Annotated in this window: 19 protein-coding genes; 10 read left to right on the top strand and 9 right to left on the bottom strand. The window is 54.9% G+C overall.

The window, feature by feature from the left end; genetic code table 11:
• Positions 1–28: 28 nt before the first annotated feature.
• Positions 29–1759 (bottom strand): arginine--tRNA ligase, encoded by a 1731-nt coding sequence (gene argS / locus NHG65_RS15030; RefSeq protein WP_499182347.1) that lies wholly within the window; start codon positions 1757–1759, stop codon positions 29–31.
• Positions 1760–2657: 898 nt separating this feature from the next.
• On the opposite strand from argS, the gene NHG65_RS15025 reads away from it, so the two are divergent.
• Positions 2658–3221: a VOC family protein gene (locus NHG65_RS15025; RefSeq protein WP_099064279.1), complete on the top strand. Its 564-nt coding sequence runs from the start codon at positions 2658–2660 to the stop codon at positions 3219–3221.
• Here NHG65_RS15025 and NHG65_RS15020 read toward each other — a convergent pair.
• On the bottom strand, positions 3218–4369 hold the full coding sequence (locus tag NHG65_RS15020; RefSeq protein WP_499182346.1) for a MalY/PatB family protein: 1152 nt from the start codon (positions 4367–4369) through the stop codon (positions 3218–3220). The genes NHG65_RS15025 and NHG65_RS15020 overlap by 4 nt on opposite strands.
• A 101-nt stretch (positions 4370–4470) precedes the next feature.
• Between NHG65_RS15020 and cutC the strand changes: the two genes are divergently transcribed.
• Entirely contained in the window at positions 4471–5229 is a 759-nt protein-coding gene (gene cutC / locus NHG65_RS15015; protein ID WP_099064277.1) for a copper homeostasis protein CutC, read from the top strand.
• Positions 5230–5300: 71 nt separating this feature from the next.
• Here cutC and cmoB read toward each other — a convergent pair whose 3' ends face one another.
• From cmoB to NHG65_RS14990, 5 genes are all read right to left on the bottom strand, one after another.
• On the bottom strand, positions 5301–6272 hold the full coding sequence (gene cmoB, locus NHG65_RS15010; protein ID WP_099064276.1) for a tRNA 5-methoxyuridine(34)/uridine 5-oxyacetic acid(34) synthase CmoB: 972 nt from the start codon (positions 6270–6272) through the stop codon (positions 5301–5303).
• Entirely contained in the window at positions 6269–7012 is a 744-nt protein-coding gene (gene cmoA, locus NHG65_RS15005) for a carboxy-S-adenosyl-L-methionine synthase CmoA (RefSeq protein WP_099064275.1), read from the bottom strand. The genes cmoB and cmoA overlap by 4 nt, the downstream gene beginning before the upstream one ends.
• 102 nt (positions 7013–7114) lie before the next feature.
• Complete coding sequence (locus tag NHG65_RS15000) at positions 7115–7510, bottom strand: MAPEG family protein (RefSeq protein ID WP_099064274.1); 396 nt, start codon at positions 7508–7510, stop codon at positions 7115–7117.
• Between the two features lie 102 nt (positions 7511–7612).
• Entirely contained in the window at positions 7613–8428 is an 816-nt protein-coding gene (locus NHG65_RS14995) for a DUF72 domain-containing protein (protein ID WP_176979423.1), read from the bottom strand.
• Between the two features lie 74 nt (positions 8429–8502).
• Positions 8503–9075 (bottom strand): hydrolase, encoded by a 573-nt coding sequence (locus NHG65_RS14990; protein WP_207979111.1) that lies wholly within the window; start codon positions 9073–9075, stop codon positions 8503–8505.
• 202 nt (positions 9076–9277) lie between these two features.
• On the opposite strand from NHG65_RS14990, the gene NHG65_RS14985 reads away from it, so the two are divergent.
• From NHG65_RS14985 to ruvB, 7 genes are all read left to right on the top strand, one after another.
• Positions 9278–9508: an FmdB family zinc ribbon protein gene (locus NHG65_RS14985; RefSeq protein ID WP_332871787.1), complete on the top strand. Its 231-nt coding sequence runs from the start codon at positions 9278–9280 to the stop codon at positions 9506–9508.
• Positions 9509–9582: 74 nt separating this feature from the next.
• Positions 9583–11364 (top strand): aspartate--tRNA ligase, encoded by a 1782-nt coding sequence (gene aspS / locus NHG65_RS14980; RefSeq protein ID WP_099064271.1) that lies wholly within the window; start codon positions 9583–9585, stop codon positions 11362–11364.
• On the top strand, positions 11364–11810 hold the full coding sequence (nudB, locus tag NHG65_RS14975; RefSeq protein WP_099064270.1) for a dihydroneopterin triphosphate diphosphatase: 447 nt from the start codon (positions 11364–11366) through the stop codon (positions 11808–11810). Before aspS ends, nudB begins: the two co-directional genes overlap by 1 nt.
• 19 nt (positions 11811–11829) lie before the next feature.
• Positions 11830–12573, top strand: coding sequence for a YebC/PmpR family DNA-binding transcriptional regulator (locus tag NHG65_RS14970; protein ID WP_099064269.1), 744 nt, complete (start codon positions 11830–11832; stop codon positions 12571–12573).
• A 73-nt stretch (positions 12574–12646) separates the two neighbouring features.
• A complete protein-coding gene (ruvC, locus tag NHG65_RS14965; RefSeq protein ID WP_085117154.1) occupies positions 12647–13168 on the top strand; it encodes a crossover junction endodeoxyribonuclease RuvC in 522 nt (173 codons plus the stop codon).
• Between the two features lie 112 nt (positions 13169–13280).
• Positions 13281–13892, top strand: a complete 612-nt coding sequence (gene ruvA, locus NHG65_RS14960) for a Holliday junction branch migration protein RuvA (protein WP_099064268.1) — start codon at positions 13281–13283, stop codon at positions 13890–13892.
• Positions 13893–13912: 20 nt separating this feature from the next.
• Positions 13913–14917 carry a Holliday junction branch migration DNA helicase RuvB gene (gene ruvB / locus NHG65_RS14955; protein ID WP_099064267.1) on the top strand — a complete coding sequence of 335 codons (1005 nt, stop codon included), beginning with the start codon at positions 13913–13915 and terminating at the stop codon, positions 14915–14917.
• A gap of 70 nt (positions 14918–14987) precedes the next feature.
• Here ruvB and znuB read toward each other — a convergent pair whose 3' ends face one another.
• Positions 14988–15773 carry a zinc ABC transporter permease subunit ZnuB gene (znuB, locus tag NHG65_RS14950; protein WP_207979113.1) on the bottom strand — a complete coding sequence of 262 codons (786 nt, stop codon included), beginning with the start codon at positions 15771–15773 and terminating at the stop codon, positions 14988–14990.
• The gene (gene znuC, locus NHG65_RS14945) at positions 15770–16528 is read right to left on the bottom strand and encodes a zinc ABC transporter ATP-binding protein ZnuC (RefSeq protein WP_112348397.1); all 759 of its coding nucleotides are present in this window, start codon (positions 16526–16528) and stop codon (positions 15770–15772) included. The genes znuB and znuC overlap by 4 nt, the downstream gene beginning before the upstream one ends.
• Before the next feature lie 78 nt (positions 16529–16606).
• On the opposite strand from znuC, the gene znuA reads away from it, so the two are divergent.
• Positions 16607–17572: a zinc ABC transporter substrate-binding protein ZnuA gene (znuA, locus tag NHG65_RS14940; RefSeq protein ID WP_207979115.1), complete on the top strand. Its 966-nt coding sequence runs from the start codon at positions 16607–16609 to the stop codon at positions 17570–17572.
• Positions 17573–17580: the final 8 nt, after the last annotated feature.

Here is a 17580-nt window from a genome sequence, read left to right as displayed (position 1 = left end):
ACCCTTTTTCGTATTCAGCCTTGATGGCTTACATACGTTCGACGGTTTCGATACCCAGCGTATCCAGACCCGCTTTCAGCGTTTTGGCGGTCAGCAGCGCCAGCTTCAGGCGGCTCTGACGTGCTTCTTCACTGTCCGCATTCAGGATCTGGCAGTGTTCGTAGAAGCCGGAGAACAGGCCCGCGAGGTCGTACAGGTAGCTACACATCACGTGCGGAGTGCCTTCGCGCGCCACGGTGGTGATCACTTCTTCAAACTGCAGCAGACGGGTCGCCAGAGTGATTTCACGCTCTTCGGTCATTACCAACGGCAGGGTCAGATTGCTTTCGTCAATCCCTGCGCGCTTAAATACGGAGGCCACGCGGGTATAGGCATACTGCATATAAGGTGCGGTATTGCCCTCAAACGCCAGCATGTTGTCCCAATCGAAGATGTAATCGGTAGTACGGCTTTTTGACAGGTCGGCGTATTTAACCGCACCGATACCCACGGCATTGGCCAGGCTTTGCATTTCTTCCGCCGGCATGTCCGGGTTTTTCTCGGCAATCAGTTTACCGGCGCGATCCACAGCTTCATCCAGCAGATCGGACAGTTTCACCGTACCGCCTGAGCGGGTTTTGAACGGCTTGCCGTCTTTACCCAGCATCATGCCGAACATGTGGTGTTCCAGCGACAGGCTGTCCGGGATGTAGCCGGCTTTGCGCACGATGGTCCAGGCCTGCATCAGGTGTTGGTGCTGACGCGAATCGATGTAATACAGCACGCGATCGGCGCCCAGCGTTTCATAACGGTATTTGGCACAGGCGATATCGGTGGTGGTGTACAGGTAGCCGCCATCCTTTTTCTGGATGATGACGCCCATTGGATCGCCGTCTTTGTTCTTGTATTCGTCGAGGAAGACCACGGTAGCGCCTTCGCTTTCCACCGCCAGGCCTTTAGCCTTGAGATCGGCAACGATGCCTGGCAGCATCGCGTTGTACAGGCTTTCACCCATCACGTCGTCTTCGGTCAGGGTGACGTTCAGACGGTTATAGGTCAGTTGATTTTGCGCCATGGTGATGTCGACCAGCTTGCGCCACATCTTCAGGCAATATTGATCGCCGCCTTGCAGCTTCACCACATAGGCGCGAGCGCGTTCGGCAAAATCGGCGTTTTCATCGTAGTGCTTCTTCGCTTCACGATAGAACTGTTCCAGATCGGACAAGTCCATATTGCTGGCGTTTTCATTCTGCATTTTTTCCAGATAGGCGATCAACATGCCGAACTGGGTACCCCAGTCGCCGACGTGGTTGGCGCGGATCACTTTATGGCCCAGGAACTCCTGGGTACGTGCGGCGGCGTCACCGATGATGGTGGAACGCAGGTGGCCGACGTGCATTTCTTTCGCCACGTTAGGGGCAGAGTAGTCAATAACGATGGTTTGTTGTTTAACCGGGGCAATATCCAGTTTGGGGGCGCTCAGCACGCGATCGGCTTGCTGCGCGACCCATGAACTGTTCAGGAAGATATTGATAAAGCCGGGACCGGCGATTTCTACTTTGCTGGCGACGTCGCCGAGATCAAGCAGTTGCACCACTTTTTCCGCCAACTGGCGCGGTGGCATGCCAAGTTTCTTGGCAACGGACATCACGCCATTGGCCTGATAGTCGCCAAACTGCGCTTTTGCGGACTGACGGACCTGGGCTTCGCAATCGGCGGGTGCGCCTGCGGCAATCAGCGCCTGGCTGACTTTATCTGAAAGAAGAACCTGAATATTCACCGGGTTACCTTAATGACGAACGAGGGGCCGTGTGCCATGCCCCTGCGGGATTCAAAGGTGGTTTTCTGGCTGCGCGTCAAGACGGCGGCCCACCACAAAACAGCCTGTAATTGTAACCGATCTGATGGGTTACGTCAGCAGTTGACGCGGGGGGATTAGGTGAAAGTCGGGGTTCATAAATGCCCGCCGGCTATGAGTGAAAAATGCAGATGGCAATGTGGGGTGCATACGAGAAAAGACATGAATGGGATAAAATGGAATCAGCGAGGTTAGTGTTTTTTCTTTCGACGGCCAGCGTCCAGCGTGTTATTGCGACGCGATTTAAAGTGGCGATATATCGCATAGGCAGCAATGACTACCAATAGCAAAGAAACTATTAAAAGGAACATAAGTGATTATCTCTAACTCAATTTTCACTAAAGTAGCTCAATTGATATTTTCAAGCAATTACGTCGCTTCTGTTTAGGAAGATTCTCAGGTGTGGTGATTAATAAAGTGATGTAAAAACAGTCTGTTGGTATTTTTGTTTGAGTCTGGCTCCATTTTTCTCGTTAGGAGGTTAACTATTTCTTAAGCTTTTGTAAGTAACGGATGGCGTGAATTGACTTACTTAATAAGTTAGTAATACCTTCAACATGCCAGTCATAAGAAAAAGCTATAAACTTATGCTGCAACTATTTTCATGAATTAAAAACCAGGAAAGGCTAAGCCAAAGTGTAATAAAAGCCGAGGAAATTATTCTTTTGTGCTTTTTATGACAAATGAATGGCAGATTTAATCTGGCGTGGAAATTTGAACCAGGAAATGGCCACTTTCCCCATCAGCCGAGTGGATAGCTACGCCTCAGGCGTGTAAATTACCCCCCCTGAAAACCGCTTTCCGTAGTTGCGAGGATCCTATGACCACCTTCCCGGCGATTGCCGAACTGAATGACTTAGCGCTGGACCTGCCACGCTTTGAACTGGCGTTGAGCCGGTTTGCCGAAAAACTACACTTGGATTTGTCCCAGTTTACGGCCGATCATATTTCGGTACGTTGTCACCAAAACACCACGGCCGATCGCTGGCGGCAGGGGTTGCAGCAGTGTGGCTCACTGTTGTCAGAGTCGATGATTAATGGTCGTCCGATTTGTTTGTTTGATCTCCAACAGCCGCTTGAGGTTGGACCCTGGCTGATTGACTGCGTGGAGCTGCCTTATCCCGGCGATAAACGTTATCCGCATGAGGGTTGGGAACATGTGGAACTGGTGCTGAGCGGCGAACCGGCCACCTTGTATGCGCGGGCATTGAGTCATTTGCCTGATGAGGCGCTGCTGGCACCCGGGATTAAATTGAAACAGAGCTCTCCGCAGGGCGAGGGCGAACGTTTGCCGAACCCAACCCTGGCGATCACCGACGGTACGGTGACCATTAAATTTCATCCTTATTCGATCCGGGACATTGTCGCCAGCGAACAAGCCTAATTTGGCATCAGCGCCTGGGTTGCCAGCGTCATGCGATCCAGCGCCTGGAGCAACAACTCGCGCCGACAACCGAAATTTAAGCGGACAAAGCGTCGGTTGCCAAAATCCAGCCCCGGACTTAAACCGACTCCGGCCTGCTCAAAGAAGGCGTGTGGGTTATCGACCGCCAGTTGGCTGCAGTCGATCCAGGCCAGATAGGTCGCTTCGATGGGCTGTAGCAACAGACCGGGCATGGCATTAATACGTTCGGTCACCAAATCACGGTTGGCGCGCAGATATATCAACAGCGCGTCCAGCCAGGCTTGTCCATGCTGGTAGGCGGCCTGTGCGGCAACCAGTGCCAGCACGTCGACCTCCGGCACGATGCCACTGCGCGCACGAACCAGCTTTTGCCGTAACTCTGGGTTGGGAATAATCGCCATCGAGGCGCCCAGCCCGGCAATGTTGAAGGTTTTCGACGGCGACATCAGCGTGATGCTGCGCTGGGCAGCGTCTTCATTCAAGGTAGCAAAGGGGATGTGTTCGCAGCCAGGTTCAAGCAACAGGTCGCAATGAATTTCATCCGAACAGACCATCAACCCATGGGCCTGGGCAAACGCTAGCTGCTGCAATAGCTCCTGTTTGCGGTAGACGGTTCCACCCGGGTTTTGCGGATTGCACAACAACAGTAATTTCTCTTTGCCATTGAGCTGACCGGCGATGGCATTGAAGTCCAACAGCCAGCGACGGTGGTGCAGGGTTAAGGGCACCGACAGCTGTGAGCGACCTGCGAATTTTGCCGCCTTGCGAAACGGGGGGTAAATCGGTGACGGAGCCAGGGTGCCTTCACCTTCGGCGGTAAAAGCGCGCACGCTTAAATTAAGACCGCAAACCATTCCAGGCAGGAAAATCAGCCATTCGGGGTTGATACGCCAGCCGTAGCGCTCTAGCATGCGGCGGGTAAAAACCTCGATGAGTTCAGGGGAGGGATGACTGTAGCCGAATACTGCATGCGCTACGCGCTGCTGTAATGCGTCGATGATAGCCGGCGGTGACGGGAAATCGGTATCGGCGACCCAGAGTGGAATGATGTCGCGGTCACGATATTTATCCCACTTAACGCTGTCACTGTGACTACGGTCTACCCATTGATCAAAATTGAATGCCATAGTTACTACCCTGTATAGGTTTATACCTTTGTATCAGCCTACGAGATAAATGGAAAAATTAACAATTGCCGTCGCAGGTTAGCCGTCATCTGGGGGTGACAATGATTAAACTGGAAGTTTGCTGCTATAGCGTCGATTGCGCGCTGACGGCTGAGCGGGCAGGTGCCGATCGCATAGAATTGTGTGCCAGCCCGAGTGAGGGCGGTTTGACACCCAGCTACGGCTCATTACGCCTGGCGCGCGACAGAGTCAGCGTGCCGGTGCATCCTATCATTCGCCCACGTGGCGGAGATTTTTGCTACGGTGCGGTGGATTTCGACGTAATCAAGCATGATATTGCACAGATCCGCGATATGGGTTTTGCCGGTGTGGTGGTTGGCATGCTGGATGAAGAAGGGCATATCGATCTGCCTCGCATGCGCGAAGTGATGCGGTTGAGTGGCAATATGGCGGTGACTTTTCATCGTGCTTTTGACATGTGCCAGAACCCGATGGTCGCGCTCGATCAACTGACTCAGTTGGGTGTCGCGCGGATACTGACCTCCGGCCAACAGCAAAACGCAGAACTGGGTTTACCCTTGCTACGTGACCTGCTGCAGGCCAGTGAGGGGCCGATGATTATGGCGGGTGCCGGTGTGCGGCTGAGCAATCTGCATAAGTTTGTTGATATCGGCATTCAGGAACTGCACAGCTCATCCGGTCATGCGGTGCCTTCGACCATGCGCTATCGTAAAGCCGGTGTGACCATGTGTTCAGACAGTGAGTTTGATGAGTTTAGTCATTATTGCGTGGATGGTGAAATGGTTGAGGCGATGAAAAACTCGCTGGCGCTGGTTGATCCGCTGGCGCAAAGCGCCTAGCCAAACCCTTTACTGACTGACAACATCATCCCCGTTGAATGCAAATCCAGCGGGGATGATTGTTTTGTGCCTTAAGGCTTCCGGGCCACCAGCACGGCACGCAGCGGGGCGGGGTAACCTTCGATGGTTTTGCCAGGGTCGTTAGGGTCGAGGAACTCGGCCAGTGACTCACTGGTCATCCAATCGGTGCGGCGCTGTTCTTCGGTGCTGGTCACACACATGTCGGCAATCTTCACGTCGACGAACCCGCACTTCTCCAGCCAGCATTTCAGCGCTTCGGCTGACGGAATAAAGTAGACGTTACGCATTTGCGCATAGCGGTCGCCTGGCACCAGGACCTGATTACGGTCGCCTTCTATCACCAGGGTTTCCAATACCAATTCGCCTTCGTTAACCAACTGGTTTTTCAACTGGTACAGATGATCCAGCGGCGAGCGACGGTGATACAGCACGCCCATCGAAAATACCGTATCGAAGGCAGCCAGTTCAGGCAGTTGTTCAATGCCGAGTGGCAACAGGTGAGCGCGCTGATCGCCGCCCAGCAGTTTACGCACCGCTTCGAACTGACACAGGAACAGCTGCATCGGGTCGATGCCCACCGCCAACTGCGCACCCGCGCCAAGCATGCGCCACAGGTGATAGCCGCTGCCGCAGCCGACATCGAGAATAGTACGACCGGCCAGCGGTGAAATGTGTGGTAAAACGCGATCCCATTTCCAGTCGGAATGCCATTCAGTGTCGATATCGATGCCATACAAAGAGAACGGCCCTTTACGCCACGGCATCATGGTGCGCAGCATTTTTTCGATACCTTCCAACTGGCCCGGTGACAGCGGTGGGTCCATTTCGGTACGCACGCCGTCCAACAGGTCGAGGCGGGTCGGCGTCAGCGCCGGCAGGTGTTCAACCGAGTTAAACCACTGTTTGAACTTGCCGTGCAGCGATTCTCGCTGCCAGGCGCTGAGCTGCGCGGGCAGAGTATCCAGCCAGTGGCTGAGGTTGCTTTTCGCGATGCGCTGATAAAAATCACCGAACTCAATCATGCTGCAGCTCCTGATTTCAGGGCGATCAGTGAACCGAAGTTAAAACACTGGAACCAAACTTCCGCATGTTCAAAACCGGCCTGTTTCAGACGGGTCTTGTGGGCGGCAACGGAGTCGGTCAGCATGACGTTTTCCAGCATGCTGCGCTTTTGGCTGATTTCCAGTTCGCTGTAGCCGTTGGCGCGTTTGAAATCGTGATGCATGTTGAACAGCAACTCACCGACATCGGTATCTTCAAAGCTGAATTTCTCCGACAACACCAGCGCGCCACCCGGACGCAGCCCGCGGTAAACCTGTTCCAGCAGGCGCAGGCGATCGGCCGGCTCGAGGAATTGCAGGGTGAAGTTAAGCACCACCATGGAGGCGTTTTCGATGTTGATATCGAGGATATCGGCCTCGATCACTTCTACCGGGGTGTCGGCGCGGAAGGCGTCAATATGGCGGCGGCAGCGTTCCACCATCGCCGGGGAATTGTCTACGGCAATGATGTTGCACCCGGCCACCTTGATATTCCTTCGCATCGACAGCGTTGCTGCGCCCAGTGAACATCCGAGGTCATAGACCTGGCTGTCGGGCTGAACGAAACGTTCGGCCAGCATGCCAATCATCGAAATGATATTGGAATAGCCGGGAACGGAACGCTGGATCATGTCAGGGAACACTTCAGCGACGCGTTCGTCGAAGGTCCAGTCGCCCAGTTTGGCGATTGGGGCAGAAAAAAGAGTATCGCGGTTTGGCATGGCGGCAAATCAGTTCAGAATTCGAAGGCGCATATGCTAACAGAAAATGGCAAGAAAGAGCAGCGGAAGCAGGCGGCGTAACCGCCTGAGGTCGTGCGGGGATCAATGAAGGCTGAAAATAATATCCCACGGCAGATAGAAAATATTGGCCAGCACCATTAACACCAACGAAAGGTAGGTGGCAGTCATGCCGGAACGACGCCAGCGGACTTCACGATTGCGTAAACCGTAATAATGCACCAGACGGCCGGCCATCAACATCAGGCCACAAATATGGATCATCCACACTTCAGCGCCGTTCATCTCCATGATCACCAGCAAAACGGCGGCGATAGGAATGTATTCTACGGCATTGCCGTGAACGCGGATGGCGGTTTGTAGCTCGTAAAAGCCGCCGTCTCCGTAAGCGACACGGTATTGCATCCTTAGCCTAACCACGTCATAAGATAGTTTGATCAACAACAGTGCGCCGAGCACGACATAAAGCGCGCTTACCATTTTTAACTCCATTCCCTAACCAAAACTGGCAGCCAGCATCATAGCCGCCATTGCATTCACTGTCGCGAGGAAAAATCTGATGTTATTGGTCAGATTAATAGGTCAAAACAGTGCATCCTGCTCGGGCCAGTCTGGCGGGGGCGGTAAATTCGGAATAGCCTGGCGCAGTTGCTGCCAAATTTTCTGTGCCTGCTGGGGGGAATCGCCGTTATCTGGCGTATGGATAAACAGGAAAGGCTGATGCTGTGATTGCCAGGCAGGCAGTTTTTGTTGCCAGGCATCAAACCAGCGCAGGTTATCTTGCAACACATCGCCACCGATAAAACGCACCAGCGGATTGTTGGCGGTGACCAGCGCATGCACCGGCAGTTTGGGTTTTTTCTGCTGAGCATCACGAACTGCTGCACTGTTGGGGGCGGCGTGATGCACCGGGCGACTGTCGAGGATCACCCGATTGATGCCGCGCTGATGCAACCCCTGATTTAACAACCGCTCCTCTTCACCTTTGGCGAAAAACGACGGGTGACGAACTTCCACCCCGTAGGTGAACTCTTTCGGCAAGGCATCAAAGAATTGCCACATTGCCGGTAATTCCGCCGGGCCAAACGCGGCAGGCAGTTGCAGCCAAAGCTGGCCGATGCGCTGATGCACCGGGCTCAGACAGTGGTAGAACGCCTGTAGATCGGCATCACAGTTGCGTAGTGCGGCCTTATGGCTGATGGTGGCGGGGAATTTGAAACAGAAGCGAAAATCATCAGTGGTCATGTCGCGCCAGCGCTGAACGATCTCCAGTTTAGGTAACGCGTAGAAGGTGGTATTGCCTTCCACGCAGTTAAAGTAGCGGCTGTAATCCGCCAGATCGCGCAGCCCGATACGGTTCCAGGCCGGGTGTTGCCACTGTGGGAGTCCGATATACATCAAGCTGGCATCTTCCTTAATTTTCCCTGTCAGTCAAACGCGGGCGCAGTATGCCGCGCCCTTACAACTTAACGTTACTTGCTGAGGGCGGCAAGAATTTCGCGGGTGCTGCGAACGCGCGCCAGACGCGGGAAGATGTTGTCGAAAGCGAACTGGTGCATTTCAGCGTTAGGTGCGCTGCACAGGTCTTCGGCGATCACCAACTCGTAGCCGTGCTCCCAGGCAGCGCGGGCGGTTGATTCCACGCCAATGTTGGTGGCAATCCCCCCCAGCACGACGGATTTAATGCCGCGACGACGCAGTTGCAGATCAAGGTCGGTACCGTAAAATGCGCCCCATTGGCGTTTGGTCACCAGAATGTCGCCGTCGTTAACCGCCAGCGATTCAGGGAATTCCCACCAGTTGGCAGGCAACTCACCGGCTGGGGAAGGTTGATCCACCGGTTGTTTCAGCGCTTCGGCAAAGGTCTCTGACCAACCGACGCGCACCAGGATCACCGGTGCGCCCAGTGAGCGAAAGTGTGCCGCCAGTTGCGCTCCGTTGGCCACCACGCTCTCGGCGCTGTGAGGCCCGCCGGCGTAAGGCAGAATACCCTTTTGCAAATCAATCAATACCAAAGCTGTGGTTTGAGCATCAAGTTTTAACATGGGAAGATCTCGTTACGGGGTGGATGAAATACGCGCAACTGAAGTGACGCGCCAAACAAGCGTGGATTCAGGCTACGTGAAAAAAGCGTCACGGGTTAATGAGAAATTTGTTAAGCAATGTGTTATTTCGGACAAAAACAGGTCATTTAGTGCTGCAACAAAGCTGTGTTCGCACTTATCTGGCGCATGAATTTCCTTTATAATGATCGCCTTTTTTCAACACACTTTACTCCAACGACCTATGCCGATTTATGAATATGCATGTGGTGCTTGCAGCCTTCGATTAGAGAAACTGCAAAAATTTTCCGATGCGCCGCTGACAGATTGTCCGGCGTGTGGGCAGCCCGCGTTAACCAAGCTGATTTCTTCCACCGGTTTCCAGTTAAAGGGCACCGGTTGGTATGCATCAGACGCCAAACCGGGTAATAAATAGAGTTCATCAGAAAACAGCCGTGTGGCAGGTGCCAAAAGCCCGCGCGGCATCGGCTTAAGCCAAAAGGATAGCGTATGCGTACTGAATATTGCGGGCAGTTGAATCTGTCTCACGTGGGCCAGGAAGTCACTTTGTGTGGTTGGGTCAACCGTCGTCGCGATCTGGGCGGCCTGATCTTTATTGATATGCGCGACCGCGAAGGCATCGTGCAGGTGTTCTTCGATCCGGACCAAAAGGTTGCGTTCGATAAGGCATACGACCTGCGCAATGAATTCTGCATCCAGATCGTCGGCACCGTGCGTGCCCGTCCGGACAGCCAGATCAATAAAGATATGGCGACCGGCGAAGTGGAAGTGTTCGCCCATGCTCTGGAGATCATCAACCGCTCCGAGCCATTGCCGCTGGACTCTAACCAGGTCAACAGCGAAGAAGCGCGCCTGAAATATCGCTACCTGGATCTGCGTCGCCCTGAAATGGCCGACCGTCTGAAAACCCGCGCCAAGATCACCAGCTTCGTGCGCCGCTTTATGGATAGCCATGGCTTCCTCGACATCGAAACGCCGATGCTGACCAAAGCCACGCCTGAAGGCGCTCGTGACTACCTGGTACCGAGCCGCGTACATAAAGGCAAATTCTACGCGTTGCCGCAGTCACCACAGCTGTTCAAGCAGTTGCTGATGATGTCCGGTTTCGACCGTTACTATCAGGTCGTCAAATGCTTCCGCGACGAAGATTTGCGTGCCGACCGTCAGCCTGAATTTACCCAGATCGACGTGGAAACCTCCTTCATGACTGCCGAACAGGTGCGTGAAGTAATGGAGAAACTGGCGCGTGAACTGTGGCTGGACGTGAAGAAGGTAGATCTGGGCGATTTCCCGATCATGACCTTCGAAGAAGCCATGCGCCGTTACGGCTCCGACAAACCCGACCTGCGTAACCCGCTGGAACTGGTTGACGTTGCCGATCTGGTGAAAGACGTCGAGTTTAAAGTGTTCTCCGGCCCGGCTAACGATGCCAAAGGCCGCGTTGCCGCGATCTGCGTTCCGGGCGGCGCACAGCTGACCCGTAAGCTGATCGACGAGTACGGTGCTTTCGTTAATATCTATGGCGCTAAAGGCCTGGCATGGCTGAAGGTCAATGACCGCGCCGCCGGCATGGAAGGCGTACAGAGCCCGATCGCCAAATTCCTCAGCGCGGAAGTGCTGGAAGCGATCCTGGCGCGCACCAACGCGCAGTCTGGCGACATTCTGTTCTTCGGTGCCGACAGCTTCAAGATTGTGACCGATGCGATGGGCGCGCTGCGTCTGAAGCTGGGTCGTGACTTGCAACTGACCAAACTCGACAGCTGGGCACCGCTGTGGGTGATCGACTTCCCGATGTTCGAAGAAGACGGCGAAGGCGGTCTGGCGGCGATGCACCATCCGTTTACCGCACCGCGCGACATGAGCCCGGAAGAGCTGAAAACTGCGCCAACCACCGCCATTGCCAACGCTTATGACATGGTCATCAACGGTTACGAAGTGGGTGGCGGTTCGGTGCGTATTCACCGCAGCGAAATGCAGCAAACGGTGTTCAGCATCCTTGGGATTAACGAACACGAACAGCGCGAGAAGTTTGGCTTCCTGTTGGACGCCTTGAAGTACGGTACACCACCACACGCCGGCCTGGCTTTCGGCCTGGACCGTCTGGTGATGCTGCTGACCGGTACCGACAACATTCGTGACGTCATCGCCTTCCCGAAAACCACCGCTGCGGCTTGTCTGATGACCGAAGCGCCGAGCTTCGCCAACCCGGCGTCGTTGCAGGAGTTGGGGATTTGTGTGGTGAAGAAAGCCTCTGAACAAGAGAGCGAGTGATGAACTACAAGCGACCCGAGTCAATTCTGGTAGTGATTTATGCCATCTCCAGTGGCCGGGTGCTGATGTTACAGCGGCGCGATGATACTGAATTCTGGCAGTCGGTGACCGGCAGCCTGGAGGAGGATGAGTCGCCGCCGCATGCCGCACGGCGTGAGGTCATGGAAGAAGTCGGCATCGATATCGAAGCAGAGAATCTGCCGTTGTTCGATTGCCAGCGCTGTGTGGAGTTTGAACTCTTTGTCCATTTGCGACATCGCTATGCCCCGGGAACCACGCGCAATAAAGAGCACTGGTTCTGTCTGGCTTTGCCTGAAGAGCGCGATCCGGTGATTACCGAGCATCACGCCTACCAGTGGCTTGAGGCGGCACAAGCCGTGAAGTTGACCAAGTCCTGGAGCAATCAGCAGGCGATTGAAGAGTTTGTGATTAATTCAGTCCAGTAATTTTTTTCGGAGATTTTTTATGGCAGGTCATAGTAAGTGGGCCAACACAAAGCACCGTAAAGCAGCGCAGGATTCCAAGCGCGGTAAAATTTTCACCAAAATTATTCGCGAGCTGGTGACTGCCGCGAAACTGGGCGGTGGCGACCCGGGGGCTAACCCGCGTCTGCGTGCGGCGATCGACAAAGCGCTGTCCAACAACATGACGCGTGACACCCTGAACCGTGCCATTGCGCGCGGCGTGGGTGGCGATGATGATTCCAACATGGAAACCATCATCTATGAAGGCTACGGTCCAGGCGGCACTGCCGTGATGATCGAATGCCTGAGTGACAACCGTAACCGTACCGTGGCCGAAGTGCGTCATGCCTTCACCAAGTGCGGCGGTAACCTCGGCACCGACGGCTCCGTGGCTTACCTGTTCACCAAGAAGGGCGTAATCACTTACGCACCGGGCCTGGATGAAGACGTGGTGATGGAAGCGGCACTGGAAGCCGGTGCTGAAGATATCGTCAGCTACGACGACGGTGTGATCGACGTATTCACCGGCTGGGAAAACCTCGGCGAAGTGAAAGACGCGCTGACCGCAGCCGGTTTTACCGCCGACTCGGCAGAAGTTTCCATGATCCCATCGACCAAGGCCGATATGGATGAGGAAACCGCGCCTAAGCTGTTGCGCCTGATCGACATGCTGGAAGACTGTGACGATGTGCAGGAGGTTTACCACAACGGTGAGATCTCCGACGAAGTTGCAGCGACGCTGTAATCGGGTTGAAGTACGGCGCTGCTTTGTGGCAGCGCCTGGCGAAGTTAATGCTTAACGCAAGGTGGGTGTAGGGATGACGATCATTCTCGGTATCGATCCCGGATCGCGCGTCACCGGTTATGGCCTTATTCGCCAGCAGGGCCGCCAGTTGACCTATATTGCCAGCGGCTGTATCCGCACCGTGGTGGATGATATGCCGACGCGTTTGAAGCTGATTTATGCGGGCGTTAGCGAAATCATCACCCAGTTTAAACCGGACTTTTTCGCCATCGAACAGGTGTTTATGGCGAAGAACCCGGATTCGGCGCTCAAGCTTGGGCAGGCGCGCGGCGTGGCGATTGTCGCTGCCGTGAACCAGGATCTGGAAGTGTTTGAATATGCGGCTCGCCAGGTGAAGCAAACGGTGGTCGGTACCGGCGCGGCGGAAAAAGCGCAGGTGCAGCATATGGTGCGCTCCTTGCTTAAACTGTCGGCCAATCCCCAGGCTGACGCCGCCGATGCGTTGGCCATCGCCATCACCCACTGCCATCTCAGCCAAAACGTGCTGCGGATGAGCGAAGGGCGATTGAGCCTGGCGCGGGGACGTTTAAAGTAGGGTTTAATCAGTGATCACTTGGGCTGGATATTCATCCAGCCTTTTTTATGTTATAAGCTTTACCAGCACGGCATGGCAGCAGGTCATGCTCATGAATTCTGCAGGAGGGTAAATGATAGGTCGTCTCAGAGGAAATATTCTGGAAAAGCAGCCACCACTGGTATTACTGGAGGCAAACGGCGTGGGCTATGAAGTGCATATGCCGATGACCTGCTTTTATGAGCTGCCGGAACTGGGGCAAGAGGCTATCGTGTTTACCCAATTTGTGGTGCGCGAAGATGCACAACTGCTGTACGGCTTTAATGATAAACAAGAGCGTGCGTTGTTCCGCGAGTTGATCAAAGTCAACGGCGTAGGGCCAAAGCTGGCGCTGGCTATTTTGTCCGGCATGTCAGCGCAACAGTTTGTCAGTGCGGTAGAGCGTGAAGAGATCACCACGCTGGTGAAATTGCCTGGGGTTGGCAAGAAAACCGCTGAGCGTCTGGTGGTGGAAATGAAAGACCGCTTCAAAGGGCTTAATGGCGATCTGTTCAACAACAGCAGTGAAATCACGCTCCCCACCGCAGCACAAGCTGCCGAAATGGATGCGGAAGCCGAAGCGGCCTCTGCGCTGGTGGCCCTGGGCTACAAACCGCAAGAAGCCAGCCGCATGGTCAGCAAAATCGCCAAACCGGGCGCCGATTGCGAAACCCTGATCCGTGACGCGTTACGCGCCGCGCTGTAAGCGTCAATAAGGGGTAGATAATGATTGAAGCCGATCGCCTGATTTCTGCCGAACCGATCAATGAAGAAGAATTTCTTGATCGCGCCATTCGGCCGAAGCTGCTGACAGAATACGTTGGTCAGCCGCATGTCCGCGAGCAGATGGAAATCTTTATTCAGGCGGCCAAGCAGCGTGGCGACGCGCTGGACCATTTACTGATCTTCGGTCCACCAGGGTTGGGTAAAACCACGCTGGCCAACATCGTTGCCAATGAAATGGGCGTTAACCTGCGCACCACTTCCGGGCCGGTATTGGAAAAGGCGGGCGATCTGGCCGCGATGCTGACCAACCTCGAACCTCACGACGTTTTGTTTATCGATGAAATCCACCGTCTCTCTCCGGTAGTAGAAGAAGTGCTGTATCCGGCGATGGAAGATTATCAGCTGGATATCATGATCGGCGAAGGCCCGGCCGCACGCTCGATCAAACTCGATTTGCCGCCGTTCACGCTGGTGGGCGCCACCACCCGCGCCGGCTCACTGACCTCGCCACTGCGTGACCGCTTTGGCATTGTGCAGCGTCTGGAGTTTTATCAGGTCGCCGATTTGCAGCATATCGTTTCACGCAGCGCCAATTGCCTGGGACTGGATCTGTCGGAAGAGGGGGCCCATCAAGTGGCTCGCCGCGCACGTGGGACTCCGCGTATTGCCAACCGCTTACTGCGTCGGGTGCGTGACTTTGCCGAAGTCCGTGCCAATGGGGTGATCAATGGTGAAGTGGCGATGCAGGCGCTGGATATGCTGAACGTTGATGCCGAAGGTTTCGACTACATGGACCGCAAGCTGCTACTGGCGATTATCGACAAGTTCACTGGCGGGCCGGTGGGTCTGGATAACCTGGCAGCCGCGATAGGCGAGGAGCGGGAAACTATCGAGGACGTTATCGAACCCTTCCTGATCCAGCAAGGCTTTATCCAACGCACGCCGCGCGGACGCATGGCTACCAATCATGCCTATAAACACTTTGGCATGGTGCGCGAAGAGTAAGTATTGGATAACCGTCAGCATCAAAAAAGGGCCGCGTTGCGGCCCTTTGTACATCTATAGCCCTCTGAAATCAGGCTTGCTGCTTTTTGGATAAGCTCAAAACAAACAGCACTGCGGCGCTTAAGACTACTGATGGGCCAGCCGGGGTATCGTAGAAGGCCGAGAAGGTTAACCCACCGGTTACGGCCAGCACGCCCACCAACACCGCATATCTCGCCATTTGTTCCGGCGTACGGGCGAAGCGTCGTGCGGTCGCTGCCGGAATAATCAGCAGTGAAGTGATGATCAGCGCACCGACGAATTTCATCGCCAGGCCAATGGTCAGGGCGGTCACCAGCATCAACACGGTACGCGCGCGCACCAGATTAACGCCGTCAACGTGTGCCAGCTCAGGGCTGACGGTCATCGACAGCAGATTACGCCACTGCCACCACAGGATCAGCAGCACGACTGTGACCCCAATGCCAATCATCCAGATATCGGTGAGGGTGACCGACAGCAAATCACCAAACAGATAGGCCATCAGATCGACCCGCACGTTGGACATCAGCGCGACTACGACCAGCCCCAATGAAAGTGCGCTGTGCGCCATAATGCCGAGCAGAGTATCAACGGAAAGCTGCGGGCGACGCTCCAGCCACACCAACACCAGCGCCAGGACCAGCGTTACGGCAATCACCGCATAGAAGGGGTTCACGTCCAGCAGCAGGCCGAACGCCACGCCTAACAATGAAGCGTGCGCCAGGGTATCGCCGAAATAGGACATACGACGCCAGACCACAAATGAGCCGAGCGGACCGGCGGCACAGGCCAACAACACGCCGGCCAGCCAGCCGGGTAATAACAGTTCGATCATGCCTCACGGCCCCCGGTATTCTTCAACACAATTCGTCCTTGCAGGTCGTGACGGTGATTATGGTGGTGACGATAGACCGCCAGCTGTTCCGCACCGCGGTTACCGAACATGGCGATAAATTCAGGATGCATCGAGACCACTTCCGGTGCGCCGGAACAGCAGATGTGTTGGTTGAGGCACAGCACTTCATCGGTTTTCGCCATCACCAGGTGCAGGTCATGGGACACCATCAATACCGCACAGCCCAACTCTTTACGCAGTTGGTCGATCAGATCGTACAGCGCCAGTTGGCCGTTGACGTCTACCCCCTGGGTGGGCTCATCCAGCACCAGCAGTTGTGGCTTGTTCAGCAGCGCACGGGCCAGCAATACGCGCTGGTTTTCACCGCCGGAGAGTTTTTGCATGGGTTGATCGAGCAGGTGGGCCGCTTGCACGCGTTTCAACGCAGGCAGAATATCGGCCTTTTTGACGCCGGGCTTCAGGCGCATAAAGCGGCTGACGGTAAGCGGCAGGGTAGCGTCGAGGTGCAGTTTTTGCGGCACGTAACCAATGCGCAGGCCAGGCTCACGCACCAGTGTTCCTTCGGTGGGCGCAACCAGGCCCAGCACCACTCGCACCAGCGTGGATTTGCCCGCGCCATTAGGGCCGAGCAACGTCAGAATACGGCCCGGCTGAAGGCTGAGCGAAATATTCGACAGCACCTTGCGGCTACCAAAGGAGACGGAGATATTTTTTAGCGTTGTCAGTGTGGACATCTCATGATTACATTTTGCAGAACTAACCGAATGTTATAATATCACGCCTCGCTGATGAAAACGACGGGATAACTGAGAATGGCACAGAAAAATAAATGGCTGCAGCGCACGCTGCTGGCAACCGCATTGATGATGGCCGGGCCCCTGAGCAGCGCTTCTGCGGCGGTGGTGACCTCGATTCGCCCGGTCGGTTTTATCGCTGCGGCAATAGCCGACGGCGTGACGCCGACCGAGGTGCTGTTGCCGGAGGGTGCATCACCACACGATTTCGCGCTGCGGCCTTCCGATATCCAGCGTCTGCGCGCCGCCGATCTGGTGGTGTGGGTGGGGCCGGATATGGAGGCTTTTCTGACCAAACCCTTAACCTCAGTGTCGGCTAACCGCCAACTTGCCATCAGCGAATTGAGTGGGGTGAAACCTCTGCTGATGAAGGGTGAAGACGACGAACACGACCATGAGCACGACCATGATCATGCAGCCGATGCGCATAATCATGCCGATCATGCCGGGGACGATGGACACCATCACGGCGAGTATAACATGCACGTTTGGCTGTCTCCGGAGGTGGCAAAAGTGACCGCGATCGCGATTCACGACAGGTTATTGGAACTTATGCCACAAAATAAGGACAAATTAGACGCAAACCTGCGCCAGTTCGAGAATCTGCTGACGCAAACTGACAAAAATGTTGGTAACATGCTTAAGCCTGTGCAAGGTAGGGGATATTTTGTTTTTCATGATGCTTACGGCTATTTTGAGAAACATTTCGGGTTGAGCCCATTGGGCCATTTCACCGTTAATCCCGAAATCCAGCCTGGAGCACAGCGCTTACACCAAATTCGAACACAGTTGGTTGAGCAGAAAGCAGTCTGCGTTTTTGCTGAGCCACAATTCAGGCCAGCCGTAATCAATGCGGTTGCCAAGGGGACCAAAGTGCGTTCTGGAACGCTGGACCCGCTGGGCACCGGCATCGCACTGGGGAAAGACAGCTACGGGAACTTCCTGACTCAGCTGTCAAACCAGTACGTGAGCTGCCTGAAGTAAAGATTATG

It is taken from the genome of Serratia myotis, assembly GCF_027474885.1.
Classification (GTDB): domain Bacteria; phylum Pseudomonadota; class Gammaproteobacteria; order Enterobacterales; family Enterobacteriaceae; genus Serratia; species Serratia proteamaculans.
The sequence above is the reverse complement of the archived record's forward strand: the minus strand, read 5'-3'. Positions and strand labels throughout refer to the sequence as shown.

Excerpts from the sequence above, each read along its gene's own strand:
- NHG65_RS15025 (WP_099064279.1), top strand. The coding sequence starts at position 2,658 with ATGACCACCTTCCCGGCGATTGCCGAACTGAATGACTTAGCGCTGGAC.
- NHG65_RS15020 (WP_499182346.1), bottom strand. The coding sequence starts at position 4,369 with ATGGCATTCAATTTTGATCAATGGGTAGACCGTAGTCACAGTGACAGC.
- cutC (WP_099064277.1), top strand. The coding sequence starts at position 4,471 with ATGATTAAACTGGAAGTTTGCTGCTATAGCGTCGATTGCGCGCTGACG.
- cmoB (WP_099064276.1), bottom strand. The coding sequence starts at position 6,272 with ATGATTGAGTTCGGTGATTTTTATCAGCGCATCGCGAAAAGCAACCTC.
- cmoA (WP_099064275.1), bottom strand. The coding sequence starts at position 7,012 with ATGCCAAACCGCGATACTCTTTTTTCTGCCCCAATCGCCAAACTGGGC.
- NHG65_RS15000 (WP_099064274.1), bottom strand. The coding sequence starts at position 7,510 with ATGGTAAGCGCGCTTTATGTCGTGCTCGGCGCACTGTTGTTGATCAAA.
- NHG65_RS14995 (WP_176979423.1), bottom strand. The coding sequence starts at position 8,428 with ATGTATATCGGACTCCCACAGTGGCAACACCCGGCCTGGAACCGTATC.
- NHG65_RS14990 (WP_207979111.1), bottom strand. The coding sequence starts at position 9,075 with ATGTTAAAACTTGATGCTCAAACCACAGCTTTGGTATTGATTGATTTG.
- NHG65_RS14985 (WP_332871787.1), top strand. The coding sequence starts at position 9,278 with ATGATCGCCTTTTTTCAACACACTTTACTCCAACGACCTATGCCGATT.
- aspS (WP_099064271.1), top strand. The coding sequence starts at position 9,583 with ATGCGTACTGAATATTGCGGGCAGTTGAATCTGTCTCACGTGGGCCAG.
- nudB (WP_099064270.1), top strand. The coding sequence starts at position 11,364 with ATGAACTACAAGCGACCCGAGTCAATTCTGGTAGTGATTTATGCCATC.
- NHG65_RS14970 (WP_099064269.1), top strand. The coding sequence starts at position 11,830 with ATGGCAGGTCATAGTAAGTGGGCCAACACAAAGCACCGTAAAGCAGCG.
- ruvC (WP_085117154.1), top strand. The coding sequence starts at position 12,647 with ATGACGATCATTCTCGGTATCGATCCCGGATCGCGCGTCACCGGTTAT.
- ruvA (WP_099064268.1), top strand. The coding sequence starts at position 13,281 with ATGATAGGTCGTCTCAGAGGAAATATTCTGGAAAAGCAGCCACCACTG.
- ruvB (WP_099064267.1), top strand. The coding sequence starts at position 13,913 with ATGATTGAAGCCGATCGCCTGATTTCTGCCGAACCGATCAATGAAGAA.
- znuB (WP_207979113.1), bottom strand. The coding sequence starts at position 15,773 with ATGATCGAACTGTTATTACCCGGCTGGCTGGCCGGCGTGTTGTTGGCC.
- znuC (WP_112348397.1), bottom strand. The coding sequence starts at position 16,528 with ATGTCCACACTGACAACGCTAAAAAATATCTCCGTCTCCTTTGGTAGC.
- znuA (WP_207979115.1), top strand. The coding sequence starts at position 16,607 with ATGGCACAGAAAAATAAATGGCTGCAGCGCACGCTGCTGGCAACCGCA.